At 49.7% G+C, this 14,097-nt stretch carries 13 protein-coding genes; 6 read left to right on the top strand and 7 right to left on the bottom strand.

Features of this window, described 5'->3' with window-relative positions; all coding sequences use genetic code 11:
* Positions 1 to 120 precede the first annotated feature (120 nt).
* Positions 121 to 600 (top strand): S-ribosylhomocysteine lyase, encoded by a 480-nt coding sequence (locus BLCOC_RS09115; RefSeq protein ID WP_018593486.1) that lies wholly within the window; start codon positions 121 to 123, stop codon positions 598 to 600.
* A gap of 29 nt (positions 601 to 629) precedes the next feature.
* Here the strand turns inward: BLCOC_RS09115 and BLCOC_RS09110 are convergent, their stop codons facing one another.
* The gene (locus tag BLCOC_RS09110; protein ID WP_115625090.1) at positions 630 to 1,502 is read right to left on the bottom strand and encodes a GGDEF domain-containing protein; all 873 of its coding nucleotides are present in this window, start codon (positions 1,500 to 1,502) and stop codon (positions 630 to 632) included.
* Positions 1,503 to 1,867: 365 nt separating this feature from the next.
* Here BLCOC_RS09110 and BLCOC_RS09105 point away from each other — a divergent pair, with 365 nt between their 5' ends.
* Positions 1,868 to 2,179: a helix-turn-helix domain-containing protein gene (locus BLCOC_RS09105; RefSeq protein WP_029469769.1), complete on the top strand. Its 312-nt coding sequence runs from the start codon at positions 1,868 to 1,870 to the stop codon at positions 2,177 to 2,179.
* Positions 2,180 to 2,218: 39 nt separating this feature from the next.
* Here the strand turns inward: BLCOC_RS09105 and yqeC are convergent, their stop codons facing one another.
* From yqeC to BLCOC_RS09075, 6 genes are all read right to left on the bottom strand, one after another.
* Positions 2,219 to 3,574, bottom strand: a complete 1,356-nt coding sequence (yqeC, locus tag BLCOC_RS09100; RefSeq protein ID WP_115625089.1) for a selenium cofactor biosynthesis protein YqeC — start codon at positions 3,572 to 3,574, stop codon at positions 2,219 to 2,221.
* On the bottom strand, positions 3,571 to 4,386 hold the full coding sequence (gene yqeB / locus BLCOC_RS09095; protein ID WP_029469772.1) for a selenium-dependent molybdenum cofactor biosynthesis protein YqeB: 816 nt from the start codon (positions 4,384 to 4,386) through the stop codon (positions 3,571 to 3,573). The genes yqeC and yqeB overlap by 4 nt, the downstream gene beginning before the upstream one ends.
* A 72-nt stretch (positions 4,387 to 4,458) precedes the next feature.
* The gene (gene yedF / locus BLCOC_RS09090) at positions 4,459 to 5,073 is read right to left on the bottom strand and encodes a sulfurtransferase-like selenium metabolism protein YedF (protein ID WP_018593491.1); all 615 of its coding nucleotides are present in this window, start codon (positions 5,071 to 5,073) and stop codon (positions 4,459 to 4,461) included.
* A gap of 21 nt (positions 5,074 to 5,094) precedes the next feature.
* Entirely contained in the window at positions 5,095 to 6,474 is a 1,380-nt protein-coding gene (hydA, locus tag BLCOC_RS09085; RefSeq protein ID WP_115625088.1) for a dihydropyrimidinase, read from the bottom strand.
* 6 nt (positions 6,475 to 6,480) lie between these two features.
* The gene (gene xdh / locus BLCOC_RS09080) at positions 6,481 to 9,051 is read right to left on the bottom strand and encodes a selenium-dependent xanthine dehydrogenase (RefSeq protein ID WP_115625087.1); all 2,571 of its coding nucleotides are present in this window, start codon (positions 9,049 to 9,051) and stop codon (positions 6,481 to 6,483) included.
* 46 nt (positions 9,052 to 9,097) lie between these two features.
* On the bottom strand, positions 9,098 to 9,334 hold the full coding sequence (locus tag BLCOC_RS09075; protein ID WP_018593494.1) for a putative Se/S carrier protein: 237 nt from the start codon (positions 9,332 to 9,334) through the stop codon (positions 9,098 to 9,100).
* A 244-nt stretch (positions 9,335 to 9,578) separates the two neighbouring features.
* On the opposite strand from BLCOC_RS09075, the gene BLCOC_RS09070 reads away from it, so the two are divergent.
* From BLCOC_RS09070 to ygeW, 4 genes are all read left to right on the top strand, one after another.
* Positions 9,579 to 10,235 carry a helix-turn-helix transcriptional regulator gene (locus BLCOC_RS09070; RefSeq protein WP_018593495.1) on the top strand — a complete coding sequence of 219 codons (657 nt, stop codon included), beginning with the start codon at positions 9,579 to 9,581 and terminating at the stop codon, positions 10,233 to 10,235.
* Positions 10,232 to 11,440, top strand: a complete 1,209-nt coding sequence (dpaL, locus tag BLCOC_RS09065; protein ID WP_115625086.1) for a diaminopropionate ammonia-lyase — start codon at positions 10,232 to 10,234, stop codon at positions 11,438 to 11,440. Before BLCOC_RS09070 ends, dpaL begins: the two co-directional genes overlap by 4 nt.
* Before the next feature lie 136 nt (positions 11,441 to 11,576).
* Entirely contained in the window at positions 11,577 to 12,836 is a 1,260-nt protein-coding gene (locus BLCOC_RS09060) for a YgeY family selenium metabolism-linked hydrolase (protein ID WP_018593497.1), read from the top strand.
* A gap of 47 nt (positions 12,837 to 12,883) precedes the next feature.
* Positions 12,884 to 14,077 carry a knotted carbamoyltransferase YgeW gene (gene ygeW / locus BLCOC_RS09055; RefSeq protein WP_018593498.1) on the top strand — a complete coding sequence of 398 codons (1,194 nt, stop codon included), beginning with the start codon at positions 12,884 to 12,886 and terminating at the stop codon, positions 14,075 to 14,077.
* Positions 14,078 to 14,097: the final 20 nt, after the last annotated feature.

The following is a 14,097-nucleotide window of genomic DNA, read 5'->3' as shown; positions in this document are numbered from 1 at the left end:
GCTTGCATCCTGCTATCATACGGATTATAATTATTTTGTCGGCAGACTGTGCGGCTGCCATGAGGTACAACCGCACACCCACAATAATAAAATAAGATACCCATAAAAAGGAGGACTAGAATGGAGAAAATCGCAAGCTTTACCATTGACCATATAAAACTGCAGCCGGGCATCTACGTATCCCGGAAAGATCATGTGGGGAACGAAGTGATCACCACTTTTGATATCCGAATGACTTCCCCCAATGAAGAGCCTGTTATGAACACAGCGGAGGTTCACACCATTGAGCATCTGGCAGCCACTTTCCTGCGGAATCACAAAGAATTCGGCAGCAGGATCATCTACTTTGGCCCCATGGGATGCCGCACAGGTTTTTATCTGCTGCTGGCAGGGGATTATGAATCTTCCGATATCGTGGAACTTTTAAAAGATATGTTTGTATTTATCCGTGATTTTAAAGATGAGGTGCCGGGTGCTTCTCCAAAAGACTGCGGCAATTATCTGGATATGAATCTGGGTATGGCAAACTATCTGGCAAAAAAATATCTGGACGAGGTGCTGAACCATATCGGCCCGGACCGTCTTATATATCCCAACTAAATAAGAGTCCGGCTCGCCGGACTCCCCTTTTAAAATTCTCCCATCTCTTCGCTGTAAAAGCAATAACTGTCCTTGCCGGACTCTTTTGCCTTGTAAAGCGCTACATCCGCATATTTTCCTATGGAATGTTTTTCTTCCGGACAGTGCCTCGGATAGAAGGCAACCCCCACAGACAAGGACAACTGCAGTCCTCCGAACTCTTCTTTTTTTACATGCTCCAGAATATTCTTTAAGACAGGCTCCAACTGCTCTTCCCTGTCGATCCCGGGCAAAAACATACAGAATTCATCGCCTCCATACCTAGCGGTGATGGTTCCCTCAGGGGCAAGCTCTGTCAGTATCTTCGCGATTTTCATCAGCGCAATATCCCCATAGGCATGTCCTCTTGTATCATTGACCAGTTTAAAATTATCCACATCCATCAGGCAGTATGCTCCGACCCTTCCGCCCTGCATGATATAGGAAAATACTGCCCGCTCAAATGCCTGGCGGTTCAGCAGGTTTGTCATGGCATCATGGGACGCCTGATGCTGCATCTCCAGCTCATAAATTTTCTTATCATGGATATCCAGAATCGCTCCCACAGCCCCGCCTGCTCCGTGAGGAAGCATCAGGCTCATGGTAAACCAGCGGTATTCCCGGTTACCCTCCGGCCGGAGCCGGAAATCACATGTAATATTCTCTCTCTTATTCAGGGATGCGCTTCTCAGCGCCTCTATATTAAACTTCTCATAGAGGTCTATCTTCTCTTCTTCATAGACATTGTCTAAGATAAACTGTTCCAGGAATTTCTCATAATCGTACAGGATTCCCGCCTTTAGATTGACCGACAGAGAACCTGTGTGAAAAAATAATATCTGGTTGTTCTTAATATCCACCTCAAAAATTACGGTATAGACCAATCCTGCCACCACCCTTCAAAATTACCGAATATCTATTATATTACGTAACTGTTCAGTACCCTTACAGTTACGAGCAAAAATCCATGCAAATCGCCTTTGGCGATGGGATTTTTGCCCGGCTGCTGAATGTTTTCTTACGGTCAGCGCAGTAAATGCGCAGACCTACTGAATAATTACTATATTACAACAATATAACACTATTGTAAACCATAATTGTTGGCTTATAATTTTATCCCTATTAGGGCATAATATAGTGCATATACTTGTACAGGGCGAATCCGCACAATATAAAAAATGGCATCTGCCATATTTGTCATGTTTTATGCAATGTCGGATATATCTCATATTTGGAAGGGAAATTTCTTATGAACATCGGTGAAAACCTTGCGAAACTCCGTAGAGATAAACAGATAAGTGTCTATAAACTCTCTCAATTAAGTGACGTTTCCATCAACTATATCAGAAGAGTGGAGAAGGGTGAGAGCATTCCCAGCATAGAGATCCTTACCGCGCTGTTGTCCCCCCTTGGAATGCATCTCTCAGAATTTTTCAACGAGGAATCCAATATACTTTATCCGTCACCTCATGAGGCAGAGCTGATCCGTCTCTACCGCCAGTTAAATGAGGAACAGGCCCGGGCACTTCTTGATCTGGCGAAACTTCTCGCAGAAAAATGAGCAGAAAGTATGCGCTTTGCACACCTTCTGCTCATTTACTCATTCTATCTTTCTGTCACGCAGAGACTCCCTGCTGTCATAGTCGTGAAGCTGCAGCACCTCTCCCACATCACAGAGAAACACATCCTCCGGATGTCTTTTCAAAACCTTCTTTCCTCCTGTATCCCCTTCAAGCCCCATCAGCTCCGGAATATAGTTTTCATGAAAGATTACCGGATTGCCTGTGGTATCTCCTTTTGCCAGACAGCCGATTTTTTTACCGCTTTTCAAAAATCCGTCCAGAAAACGATTCACTGTATCCGCCCTCAGATGGGGCTGGTCAGCCACAAAAAAGCAGTAAAAATGTTCCTCTGTCTTTTCAGAGCCGCCCGCTTTCCTGCTCTCTCTGATCCCCAGCTTCAAGGAGGAGGAAATGCCCAGAGCACTCTCTCTATTCTCCACAGGGCAAAAACCGTATTTTGCGGCTGCTTCCAGGATCAGCCCATACTGGCTCACCACACAGACAGAGACTATGTCTCTTCTGCACTCATTCAGCACTCTGAGAACCTCCATGGGATACTCATACATAGGCCTGCCGTCCAGTTCATAGAGCAGTTTATTCTCCCCGAAACGTCTGGAAAAGCCTGCGGCCAGTAAGATCAAGTGTATTTTCCCATTGGCCGTTGTAGGGTCAGAGGGTCTTGCGTATACCGGTACACTGGTATGTTCCTGCATTTCTTCCACCGCTTTCCTGTCCCCGGTCTGGTTCAGCAGGATCATCTGTGCTGCCCCCGGAAACTTCTTTTTAAGCGGCTTAACGTATCCGGATTCCAGCAGAATTCCTGCAAGTCCCGGTGTCAGCACCAGATCCGGACACAGCATGTCTCCCACTGTCCCTTTTTCCAAAAGCAGTTTTTCCGCCTCCTCTATCCTGAAGCAGATATCCCTGAGAGGTCTGCCAACTGCCGGCATGCCGGCCAGTATCATAATATGTGTAGTCTCATTAACGATCACCGGTTCATGGGCAGCCGGAACTTTAAACGGATGCCGCTTAGAGCCATCCGCCTCTATTATGACCGCATCAAAAAAAGGCAGCACTGCGGAAAACACCGCCTTGGGCAGAGCTTTCATTTTCATTCCCCCGGGGCCGGATGTCCCGGCAGTCACGATCAGGGATTTTTCAAGGGCAGCCCCTATCTCTTCCGGGCACTTATCTATAACTCCGTTTCTTCCCAGAAAACCGGGATGTTCCATATGGGTGGTAGTGGTCACCAGCACCTTTTTGCCCTGCCCTGCCAATTCCTCGGCCAACAGATAAGCGCAGGTGGTCTTCCCCCCTGCGCCCACAAGGGAGATCACCGGCTTTTCCGGCCATTTCCCTGTACTTTTCAACATTTCCAATAAACTTTTATTCATCTCAGTACACCCTTTTCAAAGGCACTTACCAGCTCCAGTACACTGCCGGCAATACATCTGGCTTTATCTGAAATCAATGTACAGTGTGCTCTGGATTCCTCTCTGGGGTCCACATCTGCTGATTTAAAATGCGCTGTCACCCGGTAGCCGTCCGGCAGGATCCCCCTGAGCACACCGGAAATCACCGTTTTCTGGGGATAACGCTGCCCGTCCGGGGTTTCCACATATCCCACCGGAGTTCCCGCCTCCACCCAGTCGCCGATAGAGGCATTCACCCGGAAGATGCCGGCCCGGTCAGAATGGATCACTCTCTCTTTTCCATAGCCGCCTATCATACCAGGCACCCCTGTATTCGCTATGGCACAGCCTGTCTTAAGTATTCTGCCCAGATAGTGCCCCCTCTTTGTCTCCACCACATAGTCCACATCACGTCCTGCTTCAAATCCAGGCCCAAGGGCAATGGTCAGTTCTGCCATATCCCTTCTGGTGCCTAGATTCCGCTTTGCCAGAATCCCATCAATCAGGATCTCCGGTTGCAGAATAGCAAGGGAACTACACGCAGGGTCCACCAAAAGCACCGGGGACATAGGAGCCGCAGCAGCGAGCGCCTCCTCGGCACTCTCCGCCCTTTTGCACACCATGCCCTCCACTTCTGTCTCCCCATCATAAACTGCCTGGGAAAAAGCCACGAGCCTTCGGATTGCGGAAGGTCTGTCAGTCTCCAGTATGACAACAGGGTATCCGCTTCTGCCAAGGCGGTGGATGGTTCCTGTTGCCAAGTCGCCGCCGCCTCTTACTACAATTGGTCTCATGATCCGTTCTCTCCTAACCGTAACCGCTCAGACAAACTGAACGGTTACTCCTAACCTGCTTTTGTCATTGTCCTATGGACGTATGATCTTATCTGCGTCTGCCTGTTTTTCCACAATTTCATACATATTGGTCGCTCTGCCCACAGCCAGTTTTTCCCCGATCCCGTAATGATTCAGACAGGTCCCGCAGGTGAGAATCTCCACACCTTCCCTGTCCAGCAGCTTCAGATCCTCCAGGGACTCTGAATCCTCACAGGACAGATGTGCGCCTCCATTATATAAAAGCACTGTTTTGGGAAGTACGGGAAGCTGTGTCAGGGCATAGATAAATCCTTTCATTAGGATTTTCCCCAATACCGCGTCTCCGTTTCCCATCTCTTTTGAGGAAATCACCACTACAGTATTGTCCCCGGCGGGAACCGCACAGTTTACAGGGATCTCCTGCTCTGTCCGTTCTTCTCTTTCACTGGTCACTGTGATCCTTATACTGTATTCCTTTTCTCCCAGCTTTTCAGAGGCATACTCTGCACTCTGTGACGCAGCCAGCTTGCGCAGATTTTCCACAGCCATCACATTATCCACTGTGATGAGGACAACATCACCCCGGTTACATGTATCTATCGCCTTTTTTGCCAGGATCACTGGTTTTGGGCAGGCCAGCCCTTTTGCATCAATTCTCTGCTCCATATGTCACCTTTTCCTCTTTTCTTACTGAGGTGCCGTATATTTTTTTCTGGGCACATATCTGCCCGCCTTTTCAATCTGTACTGCACCTTTGTCTACTACAAGAGTACCATGCAAATAGACTTTGTCAATACATCCTTTTATTTTTCTTCCCTCAAAGGGAGCATAATCCATGGCATAGTGCTGACTTTCAACAGAGATCACTGCCTCTTTTTCCGGGTCCATAACGACCAGATCCGCTGTACTTCCCGGGGCGATGCAGCCCTTCTCCGGGTACATTCCATACAGCTTTGCCGGATTCTCAGACAGAAGGCGGCACATCTGCTCCAGAGAGATTTTACCTTCCCTCACCCCATAGGTATAGAGAAGTGTTCCCCTTGTCTCCACACCCGGCATACCGTTGGGTATTTTTGTAAAATCCTCTTTTCCCATGGCCTTCTGCTCTGTGGTAAAGCTGCAGTGGTCTGTGGAAACTGTCTGGATCCGTTCCTCTTTCAGCGCCTTCCAAAGGCATTCCTGGTCTTTTTTCTTCCGAAGAGGCGGAGATATCACATATTTTGCCGCCTCAGCACCACCCTGTTCATAAAGACTGTCATCCATGAGCAGATACTGGGGACACGTCTCCGTGTATACCTCCTGCCCCTCTGCCCTGGCCTTCTCAATTTCCCGGTATGCCTCCTCACAGGTCAGGTGCACAACAATAATAGGAGTACCCGCAGTCCGCGCAGTCACCAGCAGTCGGTGCACAGCCTCAGCCTCAAGCCGGGCAGGGCGTACTTTGGGATGTGTATCGGAATCCAGCCTGCCCTCTTTTTTTGCCTCACGGACCAGGGCGTCGATAATATCAGCATTCTCACAGTGTACTCCCGCGATCCCGCCCATGTCCTGCAGACGTTTCAGAACCTCGTATATCTCACCGTCATTAAGCTTCATTGCAGGATATGTCATATACAGCTTAAAGGTTGTCACCCCTGCCTTTATCATATCCTCGATCTGGGCAGCAGTCTCTTCGTTCCAGTCGGAAATGGCCATGTGGAAACCGTAATCACAGGAAGATTTTCCATCCGCCTTCCTGTGCCAGTTTTCAAGGGCTTCTTGCAGGGTCTCCCCTTTATTCTGTGTTGCAAAGTCAACCACCGTCGTTGTCCCTCCGGCTATGGCAGCAATGGTCCCGCTGGCAAAGTCGTCTGCCGTTACGGTTCCTGATACCTCCAGATCAAAATGGGTATGTGCGTCGATGAATCCCGGGAATACCAGTTTCCCTTCCAGGTCCACCGTCTCATCAGCCTCCCCAGACGGTATATCCTTCCCCACTCTGCATATGGTCTCCCCGTCAATGAGAATATCCTTTCTTCCGCTTTCCTGTCCGTTCACAACTGTTCCGTTCTGCAAAAGCAGCTTCATATGGCCTCATCCTTTCTTCTTTTCTTTCCTGTAAAATGTATTTTCAAGGGGCAGTTTTCTCCGCTCCACTCCGTCCAGTCTGTAGTAGGCATGTGCGCATGCAGGTGCTGTGGGCACTGTGGAAATCTCTCCCACACCCTTTGCCCCATAAGCCTCGGTCAGCACTTCCGGGGAAGTGACCAGAATAGATTTGATATCCGGCGCAGCGGTTGCCCTGAAAAGTCCCAGCTTTCCGTAACTCAGCACCGGCCTTCCGTCCACCATAGGGAAGTCCTCTGTAAATGCATAACCAAGCCCCATAACTACGCCGCCTTCCACCTGTCCCTCACAGGACTGTACATTGATCACCGTACCTACATCGTGTGCTGCCACCACCTCTGTGACTTTCCCGCTCTCGTCCAGGATCACCACCTGGGTTGCATATCCATATGCGATATGGCTCACAGGATGTTCTTTCTCTGAACCCATGGCATCGGTCACTCCTGTATACTCCGCATAAAATTCCTGTCCCTCCAGTTCATCCAGGGATTTCTTATCCTGCAGGGCATCCTTTAATTTAAGCGCTGCCTTTCGTGTGGCCTCCCCAGTAAAAAGCGTTTGGCGGGATGCCGTACTGGTCCCGGAATCCGGTGTGTCTATGGTATTTGCCTTCTTATGGGTCACCTGATCAGCCCTAAGCCCTGTGGTTTCGCAGACGATCTGAATGGCCACCGTGCCTACTCCCTGTCCCATGCAGGCCGCGGAGGTGAGCACCTGGACTTTTCCGTCCCGAATCCTCAGGCTGCAGCGGCCTATGTCCGGATTTCCAACACCGATCCCGCTGTTCTTCATACAGGAGGCAATCCCTGCATAGGGATGGGAATCATATACTTCCTTTACTGCCTCCAGTGTCTGTGCCAGGGCACAGTCCGGTGTGGCGATCTGGCCGTTTGGCAGTGTCTGACCGGGGCGGATAGCATTTCTGTAGCGGATTTCCCACGGAGTGATGCCCACCTGCTCTGCCAGCAGATCCAGATTGAATTCCGTGGCAAAGCAGCTCTGGGTCACACCAAATCCTCTGTATGCACCTGCCGGAATATTATTGGTATATACACCATATCCGATGATCTCCACATTCTGATAATTATAAGGTCCTGCCGCATGGGTACAAGCTCGCTCCAAAACCGGGCTTCCCAGGGATGCGTAAGCCCCTGTATCCGCATAGAGCACAGCCTTCATTCCTGTCAGATATCCGTTTTCATCGCAGGCTGTGGTGAAGTCCATCTCCATGGCATGACGCTTCACATGGCACATCAGGCTCTCTGCCCTTGAAAAGCGGACCTTGACCGGCCGTTTCAGAAGCCAGGCGCAGAGGGCCGCGTGATGCTGCACACTCATATCCTCCTTGCCGCCGAAACCGCCGCCTACCAGCATGGATTCCACGATCACCTTCTCCGGGGGAATCTGAAGGATCCCTGATATCTCCCTCTGTTCATCGTAGACAGACTGGCCCGAAGTATACAGATGTACGCCATCCTCCCCTTCGGGAAAGGCAATGGCACATTCCGGTTCCATAAATGCATGGTCTGTAAAAGGAAGACTGTAATGGCGTGTGACGACATATTTTGAATTCTTCACAGCCGTATCCGCATCTCCCCGGATACACTGTTTCTTAGCCAGCAGATTGCCCTCCTCGTGTACTTTCGGCGCATCTTCCTCAAGTGCCTTTCTGGGGTCTGTCACAGGCTGCAGTTCCTCCGCATCCAGTTCTATGAGACCCAGCACTTCATCTAAGCTTTCCCTGTGGTTCACCACAGCAAGGGCCAGCGCATCCCCTACATATCTTGTGATCCCGCCTTCAGGGATCATGACATCCCAATCCTTCTTAATATGTCCGCAAATATTCTCCGGCACGTCTTTTGCCGTATAGACAGCCACACAGTCCGGGTGAGCCAGTGCTTTTCCTATATCTATGCGGTTGATCCGGCATCTGGGATACGGAGAGCGGAGAGCCTTTGCATAGGCCATATCCGGCAGGACAATGTCATCCACATATTTGCCGGTTCCCCGAACCTTCTCCTCCGCGTCCACACGTTTGAACCTGCGGGTTATACCGCCTTCTTCCTCTTCCTGTGGTACTTCACGTTTTTCTCTGAAAAAATCCGCTGCCATGAGAATAGCGTCCTCTATCTTCTTATATCCTGTACAGCGGCAGATATTGCCGTGGATCGCCTTCTTCACATCCTGTCTGTCAGGGTTTAAGTTTACATCCAGCAGGGATTTTGCGGAAATGATCATTCCGGGGATGCAGAAACCGCACTGTACCGCACCGGCTTCCGCAAAGCAGTGAACATATACCTTCATCTCCTCTTCCGGAATTCCCTCCACGGTTGTTATATGCCTGCCGTCCGCTTTTGACAGCTTGACTACACAGGCCTTCATCTTTTTCCCATCAACCAGCACGGTACAGGTTCCGCAGGCGCCCTCGCTGCATCCCTCCTTGGCTGCTGTCAGCCCCAGTTCATCCCTGAGATAGTCCAGAAGCCTGCCTTCCTTTTCACTTCTACACTCTTTTCCGTTTACATAGAACGTATACATAAAAACCTCCCATCCGGAACCTCCTATATGGTTCCTTTCCCTTTTCCTACACCAATACTTCGTAAATACCCTCATACAGGATTTCCCGCTCCTGCATCATTTTCTCCGTTCTCTCTTTTTCCTGAACCTCTGTACACCAGGACAGGCCGCATCCGGCAGAAACTGCTCTCGGAAGAGGGATCAGTCTCCCGGGAAGCCCCTGTTCCCTGCACATCTTTTCCATTGCCATGGCCCTGGTGGTGGTTCCGAACGTAACCACCAGCTTTAATGTTCTCTCTCTCATGTCTCTGTCTCCCTTGCAGCAGTCCAAACAAATGGATCTTACTGCTCTTCTTTTCGCTGTAAATGTGGCTTTGATATCCTAACTATAACACCTGCAGACCCTTATTACAAGGGATTCGGAGCACTTTTTAAAAAATATTTTAGATAACCTAAAAATTTTTGTAAAAATCTCTTGCAATCTCAAAAAAGTATGCTATGATGGAATTAACAAGAAAAAGGAAAACCTGTCAGAAAGGAGCTTTCTCATGGGCAGATTGAAATTACTGAAACAGGTGGCAGACGGCCTTGTCAGACAGTTCGGGCCGGACTGCGAAATCGTAATACACGACTTAAAGACCAAAGACCTGGAACACTCTATCGTCTATCTGGAAAACGGTCATGTCTCCGGCAGACAACTGGGAGACGGCCCGTCAAATGTGGTGCTGAAAGCATTGAAGGAAACACACCCGGAAAATCTGACGGACAGAACCGGTTATCTGACCCGGACAGCAGACGGAAGGGTCCTGAAGTCTTCCACTTTCTACATAAAAGATGAAGCTGAGGAGCTTCACTATATTCTGGGTATTAATTATGATATTACCAAGCTTCTCACCTTAGAAGCCGCCATCCACAATCTGACTGACACAGACGAGGAAAAAGAAAAAGAGGCCGCTCCTGAGATCACCCACAATGTGAATGACCTCTTGGACCACCTCATCGAAGAATCCGTGAATCTGGTAGGCAAACCGGTTGCACTGATGACCAAGGAAGACAAGGTAAAAGCCATCCAGTTCCTAAATGACTCCGGCGCTTTCCTCATCACCAAATCCGGCGATAAGGTGGCAACTTATTTTGGCATTTCCAAATATACTTTATACAGCTATACCGATGTGAATAAAGAAAAGGGGGAACAAAAAAAATGAAAGAAATCCAATGGGCAGAGAACCGTATGCCGAAGACGGCAGACACCTCTCTTCCGATCATGTCACTGGAAAATGTAGCAAAGGCCAGGGCATTTCACGAAAGCTTTCCGCAGTACAGCAAAACACCGCTTTCAAAGCTTGACCACATGGCCGAATATCTGGGTCTTGGAGGACTCTTTGTAAAAGACGAATCCTACCGCTTCGGCCTGAATGCCTTCAAGGTACTGGGCGGCTCCTTCGCCATGGCAAACTACATTGCCAAACAGACCCACAGGGATGTAAGCCAGCTTCCCTACGCGGTCCTCACTTCTGAAGAGCTTAGAAAAGAATTCGGGCAGGCCACATTTTTCACTGCAACAGACGGCAATCACGGACGCGGTGTTGCCTGGGCTGCCAACAGACTGGGACAGAAATCCGTAGTCCTCATGCCCAAAGGCTCCACACAGACGCGGCTTGAAAATATCCTGAAAGAAGGCGCTGACGCCACCATCACGGATGTCAATTATGATGAATGCGTCCGCCGGGCAAACGCAATGGCAGAGCAGACGCCAAACGGTGTCATGGTACAGGATACCGCATGGGACGGCTACGAGGAAATCCCCTCCTGGATCATGCAGGGGTACGGAACCATGGCTTCTGAGGCTGACGAACAGCTCAGGGAATACGGCTGTGACCGGCCAACACACATTTTCATCCAGGCAGGCGTTGGTTCCCTTGCCGGAGCCGTACAGGGATATTTCGCCAACCGCTATCCTGACAACCCGCCTGTGGTTGTGGTGATGGAAGCTGATTCCGCTGCCTGCCTCTACAAAGGCGCCAAGGCTGCTGACGGCAGTATCCGCATCGTGGACGGCGATATGCCTACCATCATGGCAGGCCTTGCATGCGGAGAACCAAACACGATCTCATGGGATATTCTGAAAAACCACGTGTCAGTATTTACCTCCTGCCCTGACTGGGTATCCGCCAGAGGCATGCGTCTGCTGGCCGCCCCCGTAAAGGGAGACCCACAGGTGACAAGCGGGGAATCCGGCGCTGTAGGCATGGGACTTCTGAGCGCAGTCATGGAACAGGAAGAATACAGAGATCTGCGGGAGCTGCTGAAGCTGGATAAAAATTCAACGGTTCTTCTCTTTTCCACAGAGGGCGATACAGACCCTCAGCGTTACAAAGAAATTGTATGGGATGGAAAACAATATGATTAATGGTTCCTGTTCACATGCATAGTTAGAATATGAATCCCCTTAAAAAATAAGGGAACGGAAACAATTACAGCAGCTATCACGATATGAAAAAGCTGCCTAATTATAAATCAAAAAAATGTATTGGGAGGATATTATCATGGATTACGGTAAAATCAAAGAAGCAGCACAGGGTTATGAGCAGGCTATGACAAAGTTTTTAAGGGATTTGGTCAGGATTCCCGGTGAAAGCGTAGGCGAGGAAGGCCATGTAAAACGCATTGAGCAGGAAATGAATGCTCTGGGATTTGATAAGGTTGTCATTGACCCCATGGGCAATATTTTAGGATATATGGGAACCGGAAAGACACTCATCGGCTTTGACGCCCACATTGACACCGTAGGAATCGGCAACCGTGACAACTGGGATTTTGATCCGTATGAAGGCTTTGAATCGGACACAGAAATCGGCGGACGCGGTACCTCAGACCAGCTCGGCGGCATTGTCTCCGCTGTCTACGGCGCCAAGATCATGAAAGACCAGGGACTGCTGGATGACCGCTATACTGTGCTGGTAACTGGAACAGTCCAGGAAGAAGACTGTGACGGCCTGTGCTGGCAGTACATCGTCAACGAAGATAAAGTAAGACCGGAGTTTGTCGTTTCCACAGAACCTACAGACGGCGGCATCTACCGAGGACAGAGAGGCCGTATGGAGATCCGTGTGGATGTAACAGGTGTCTCCTGCCACGGTTCCGCTCCGGAGCGCGGTGACAATGCCATCTATAAAATGGCTGACATCCTCCAGGAAGTACGTGACTTAAATGAAAATGATGCTGAGGACTCCACAGAGATCAAAGGCCTGGTTAAAATGCTGGATGAGAAATACAACAAGGAGTGGAAGGAAGCCCGTTTCCTCGGCCGCGGCACAGTGACCACCTCCGAGATTTTCTTCACATCCCCAAGCCGCTGTGCAGTTGCTGATTCCTGTGCGATCTCCCTCGACCGACGCATGACTGCCGGTGAGACCTGGGAAAGCTGCCTGGATGAGATCCGCGCCCTTCCGTCTGTAAAAAAATACGGCGCTAAGGTATCCATGTACAATTATGAGCGCCCGTCCTGGACCGGTCTCACTTACCCAACAGAGTGTTATTTCCCAACATGGGTGATCCCGGAGGATCACAAAGTGACAGAGGCTATGGCAGCCGCTTACACCGAGCTGTACGGAGAGCCGCGTATTGACAAATGGACCTTCTCTACCAACGGAGTTTCCATTATGGGCCGTTTCGGCATTCCCTGCATCGGTTTCGGACCCGGCAAAGAAGCTCAGGCACACGCTCCCAACGAGAAGACCTGGAAAGAGGATCTTGTAAGATGTGCTGCTGTGTATGCTGCACTTCCCACTGAATACTGTAAATAAGGATCACGGATCATATAAATTTTTATAAAAGAAAGGATACCCATACCATGAAAACATTACAGGATTATATCGATAAATTAAACAAACTGAATTTCAAAGAAATGTACGAAAATGACTTCTTCCTTACCTGGGAGAAAACAGATGACGAGCTGGAGGCTGTATTCACCCTGGCAGACGCTCTGCGTTTTATGCGCAAAAACAATATTTCCACAAAGGTATTTGAGAGCGGCCTGGGCATTTCCCTGTTCCGTGACAATTCCACCCGTACCCGCTTCTCTTTTGCCTCCGCCTGCAACCTGCTGGGCCTGGAGGTACAGGATCTGGATGAAGGCAAATCCCAGATCGCCCACGGGGAAACCGTGCGTGAGACTGCCAACATGATCTCCTTCATGGCAGACGTTATCGGTATCCGTGATGATATGTATATCGGAAAAGGAAATGCTTACATGCACCAGGTTTCCGACGCTGTCAAAGAAGGCTATGAGGACGGCATTTTAGAACAGCGCCCCACACTTGTGAACCTGCAGTGCGACATTGACCACCCCACCCAGTGTATGGCCGATATGCTCCACATCATCCACGAATTCGGCGGAGTGGAGAACTTAAAGGGCAAAAAACTGGCTATGACCTGGGCTTACTCCCCATCTTACGGCAAACCACTCTCCGTTCCCCAGGGTGTGATCGGTCTGATGACGCGTTTTGGCATGGATGTGGTTCTGGCACATCCGGAGGGATATGAGGTAATGCCTGAGGTTGAGGAAGTGGCAAAGAAAAACGCTGAGAAGACCGGCGGCAGCTTCAAACGTACCAACAGCATGGAAGAAGCGTTCAAAGACGCTGATATCGTATATCCAAAAAGCTGGGCACCATTTGCAGCTATGGAAGAGAGAACTGATTTATACGGAAAGGGCGACTTTGACGGCATCAATAAATTAGAGAAAGAACTTCTGGCACAGAACGCGCAGCACAAAGACTGGGCCTGCACAGAGGAGCTTATGAAGACAACAAAAGACGGCAAAGCACTCTATCTGCACTGCTTGCCTGCTGATATCACTGGTCTGAGCTGTGAATCCGGTGAAGTGGACGCATCCGTATTCGACCGTTACCGCACACCCCTGTACAAGGAGGCCAGCTTCAAGCCATACATCATTGCTGCCATGATCATGCTCAGCAAATTTGATGACCCGGCAGAGATCCTGAAAAAGCTAGAAGAAAGAGAACAGCCGCGTAAATTCAAATAATATGCTGTCACAAATGTAAG

Source organism: Blautia coccoides, from assembly GCF_034355335.1.
Lineage (GTDB): Bacteria > Bacillota > Clostridia > Lachnospirales > Lachnospiraceae > Blautia > Blautia producta.
The sequence above is the reverse complement of the archived record's forward strand: the minus strand, read 5'-3'. Positions and strand labels throughout refer to the sequence as shown.

What these genes read in the sequence shown, in the direction of transcription:
- BLCOC_RS09115 (WP_018593486.1), top strand. Translation starts at nt 121, where the DNA reads ATGGAGAAAATCGCAAGCTTTACCATTGACCATATAAAACTGCAGCCG.
- BLCOC_RS09105 (WP_029469769.1), top strand. Translation starts at nt 1,868, where the DNA reads ATGAACATCGGTGAAAACCTTGCGAAACTCCGTAGAGATAAACAGATA.
- yqeC (WP_115625089.1), bottom strand. Translation starts at nt 3,574, where the DNA reads ATGAATAAAAGTTTATTGGAAATGTTGAAAAGTACAGGGAAATGGCCG.
- yqeB (WP_029469772.1), bottom strand. Translation starts at nt 4,386, where the DNA reads ATGAGACCAATTGTAGTAAGAGGCGGCGGCGACTTGGCAACAGGAACC.
- yedF (WP_018593491.1), bottom strand. Translation starts at nt 5,073, where the DNA reads ATGGAGCAGAGAATTGATGCAAAAGGGCTGGCCTGCCCAAAACCAGTG.
- hydA (WP_115625088.1), bottom strand. Translation starts at nt 6,474, where the DNA reads ATGAAGCTGCTTTTGCAGAACGGAACAGTTGTGAACGGACAGGAAAGC.
- xdh (WP_115625087.1), bottom strand. Translation starts at nt 9,051, where the DNA reads ATGTATACGTTCTATGTAAACGGAAAAGAGTGTAGAAGTGAAAAGGAA.
- BLCOC_RS09075 (WP_018593494.1), bottom strand. Translation starts at nt 9,334, where the DNA reads ATGAGAGAGAGAACATTAAAGCTGGTGGTTACGTTCGGAACCACCACC.
- BLCOC_RS09070 (WP_018593495.1), top strand. Translation starts at nt 9,579, where the DNA reads ATGGGCAGATTGAAATTACTGAAACAGGTGGCAGACGGCCTTGTCAGA.
- dpaL (WP_115625086.1), top strand. Translation starts at nt 10,232, where the DNA reads ATGAAAGAAATCCAATGGGCAGAGAACCGTATGCCGAAGACGGCAGAC.
- BLCOC_RS09060 (WP_018593497.1), top strand. Translation starts at nt 11,577, where the DNA reads ATGGATTACGGTAAAATCAAAGAAGCAGCACAGGGTTATGAGCAGGCT.
- ygeW (WP_018593498.1), top strand. Translation starts at nt 12,884, where the DNA reads ATGAAAACATTACAGGATTATATCGATAAATTAAACAAACTGAATTTC.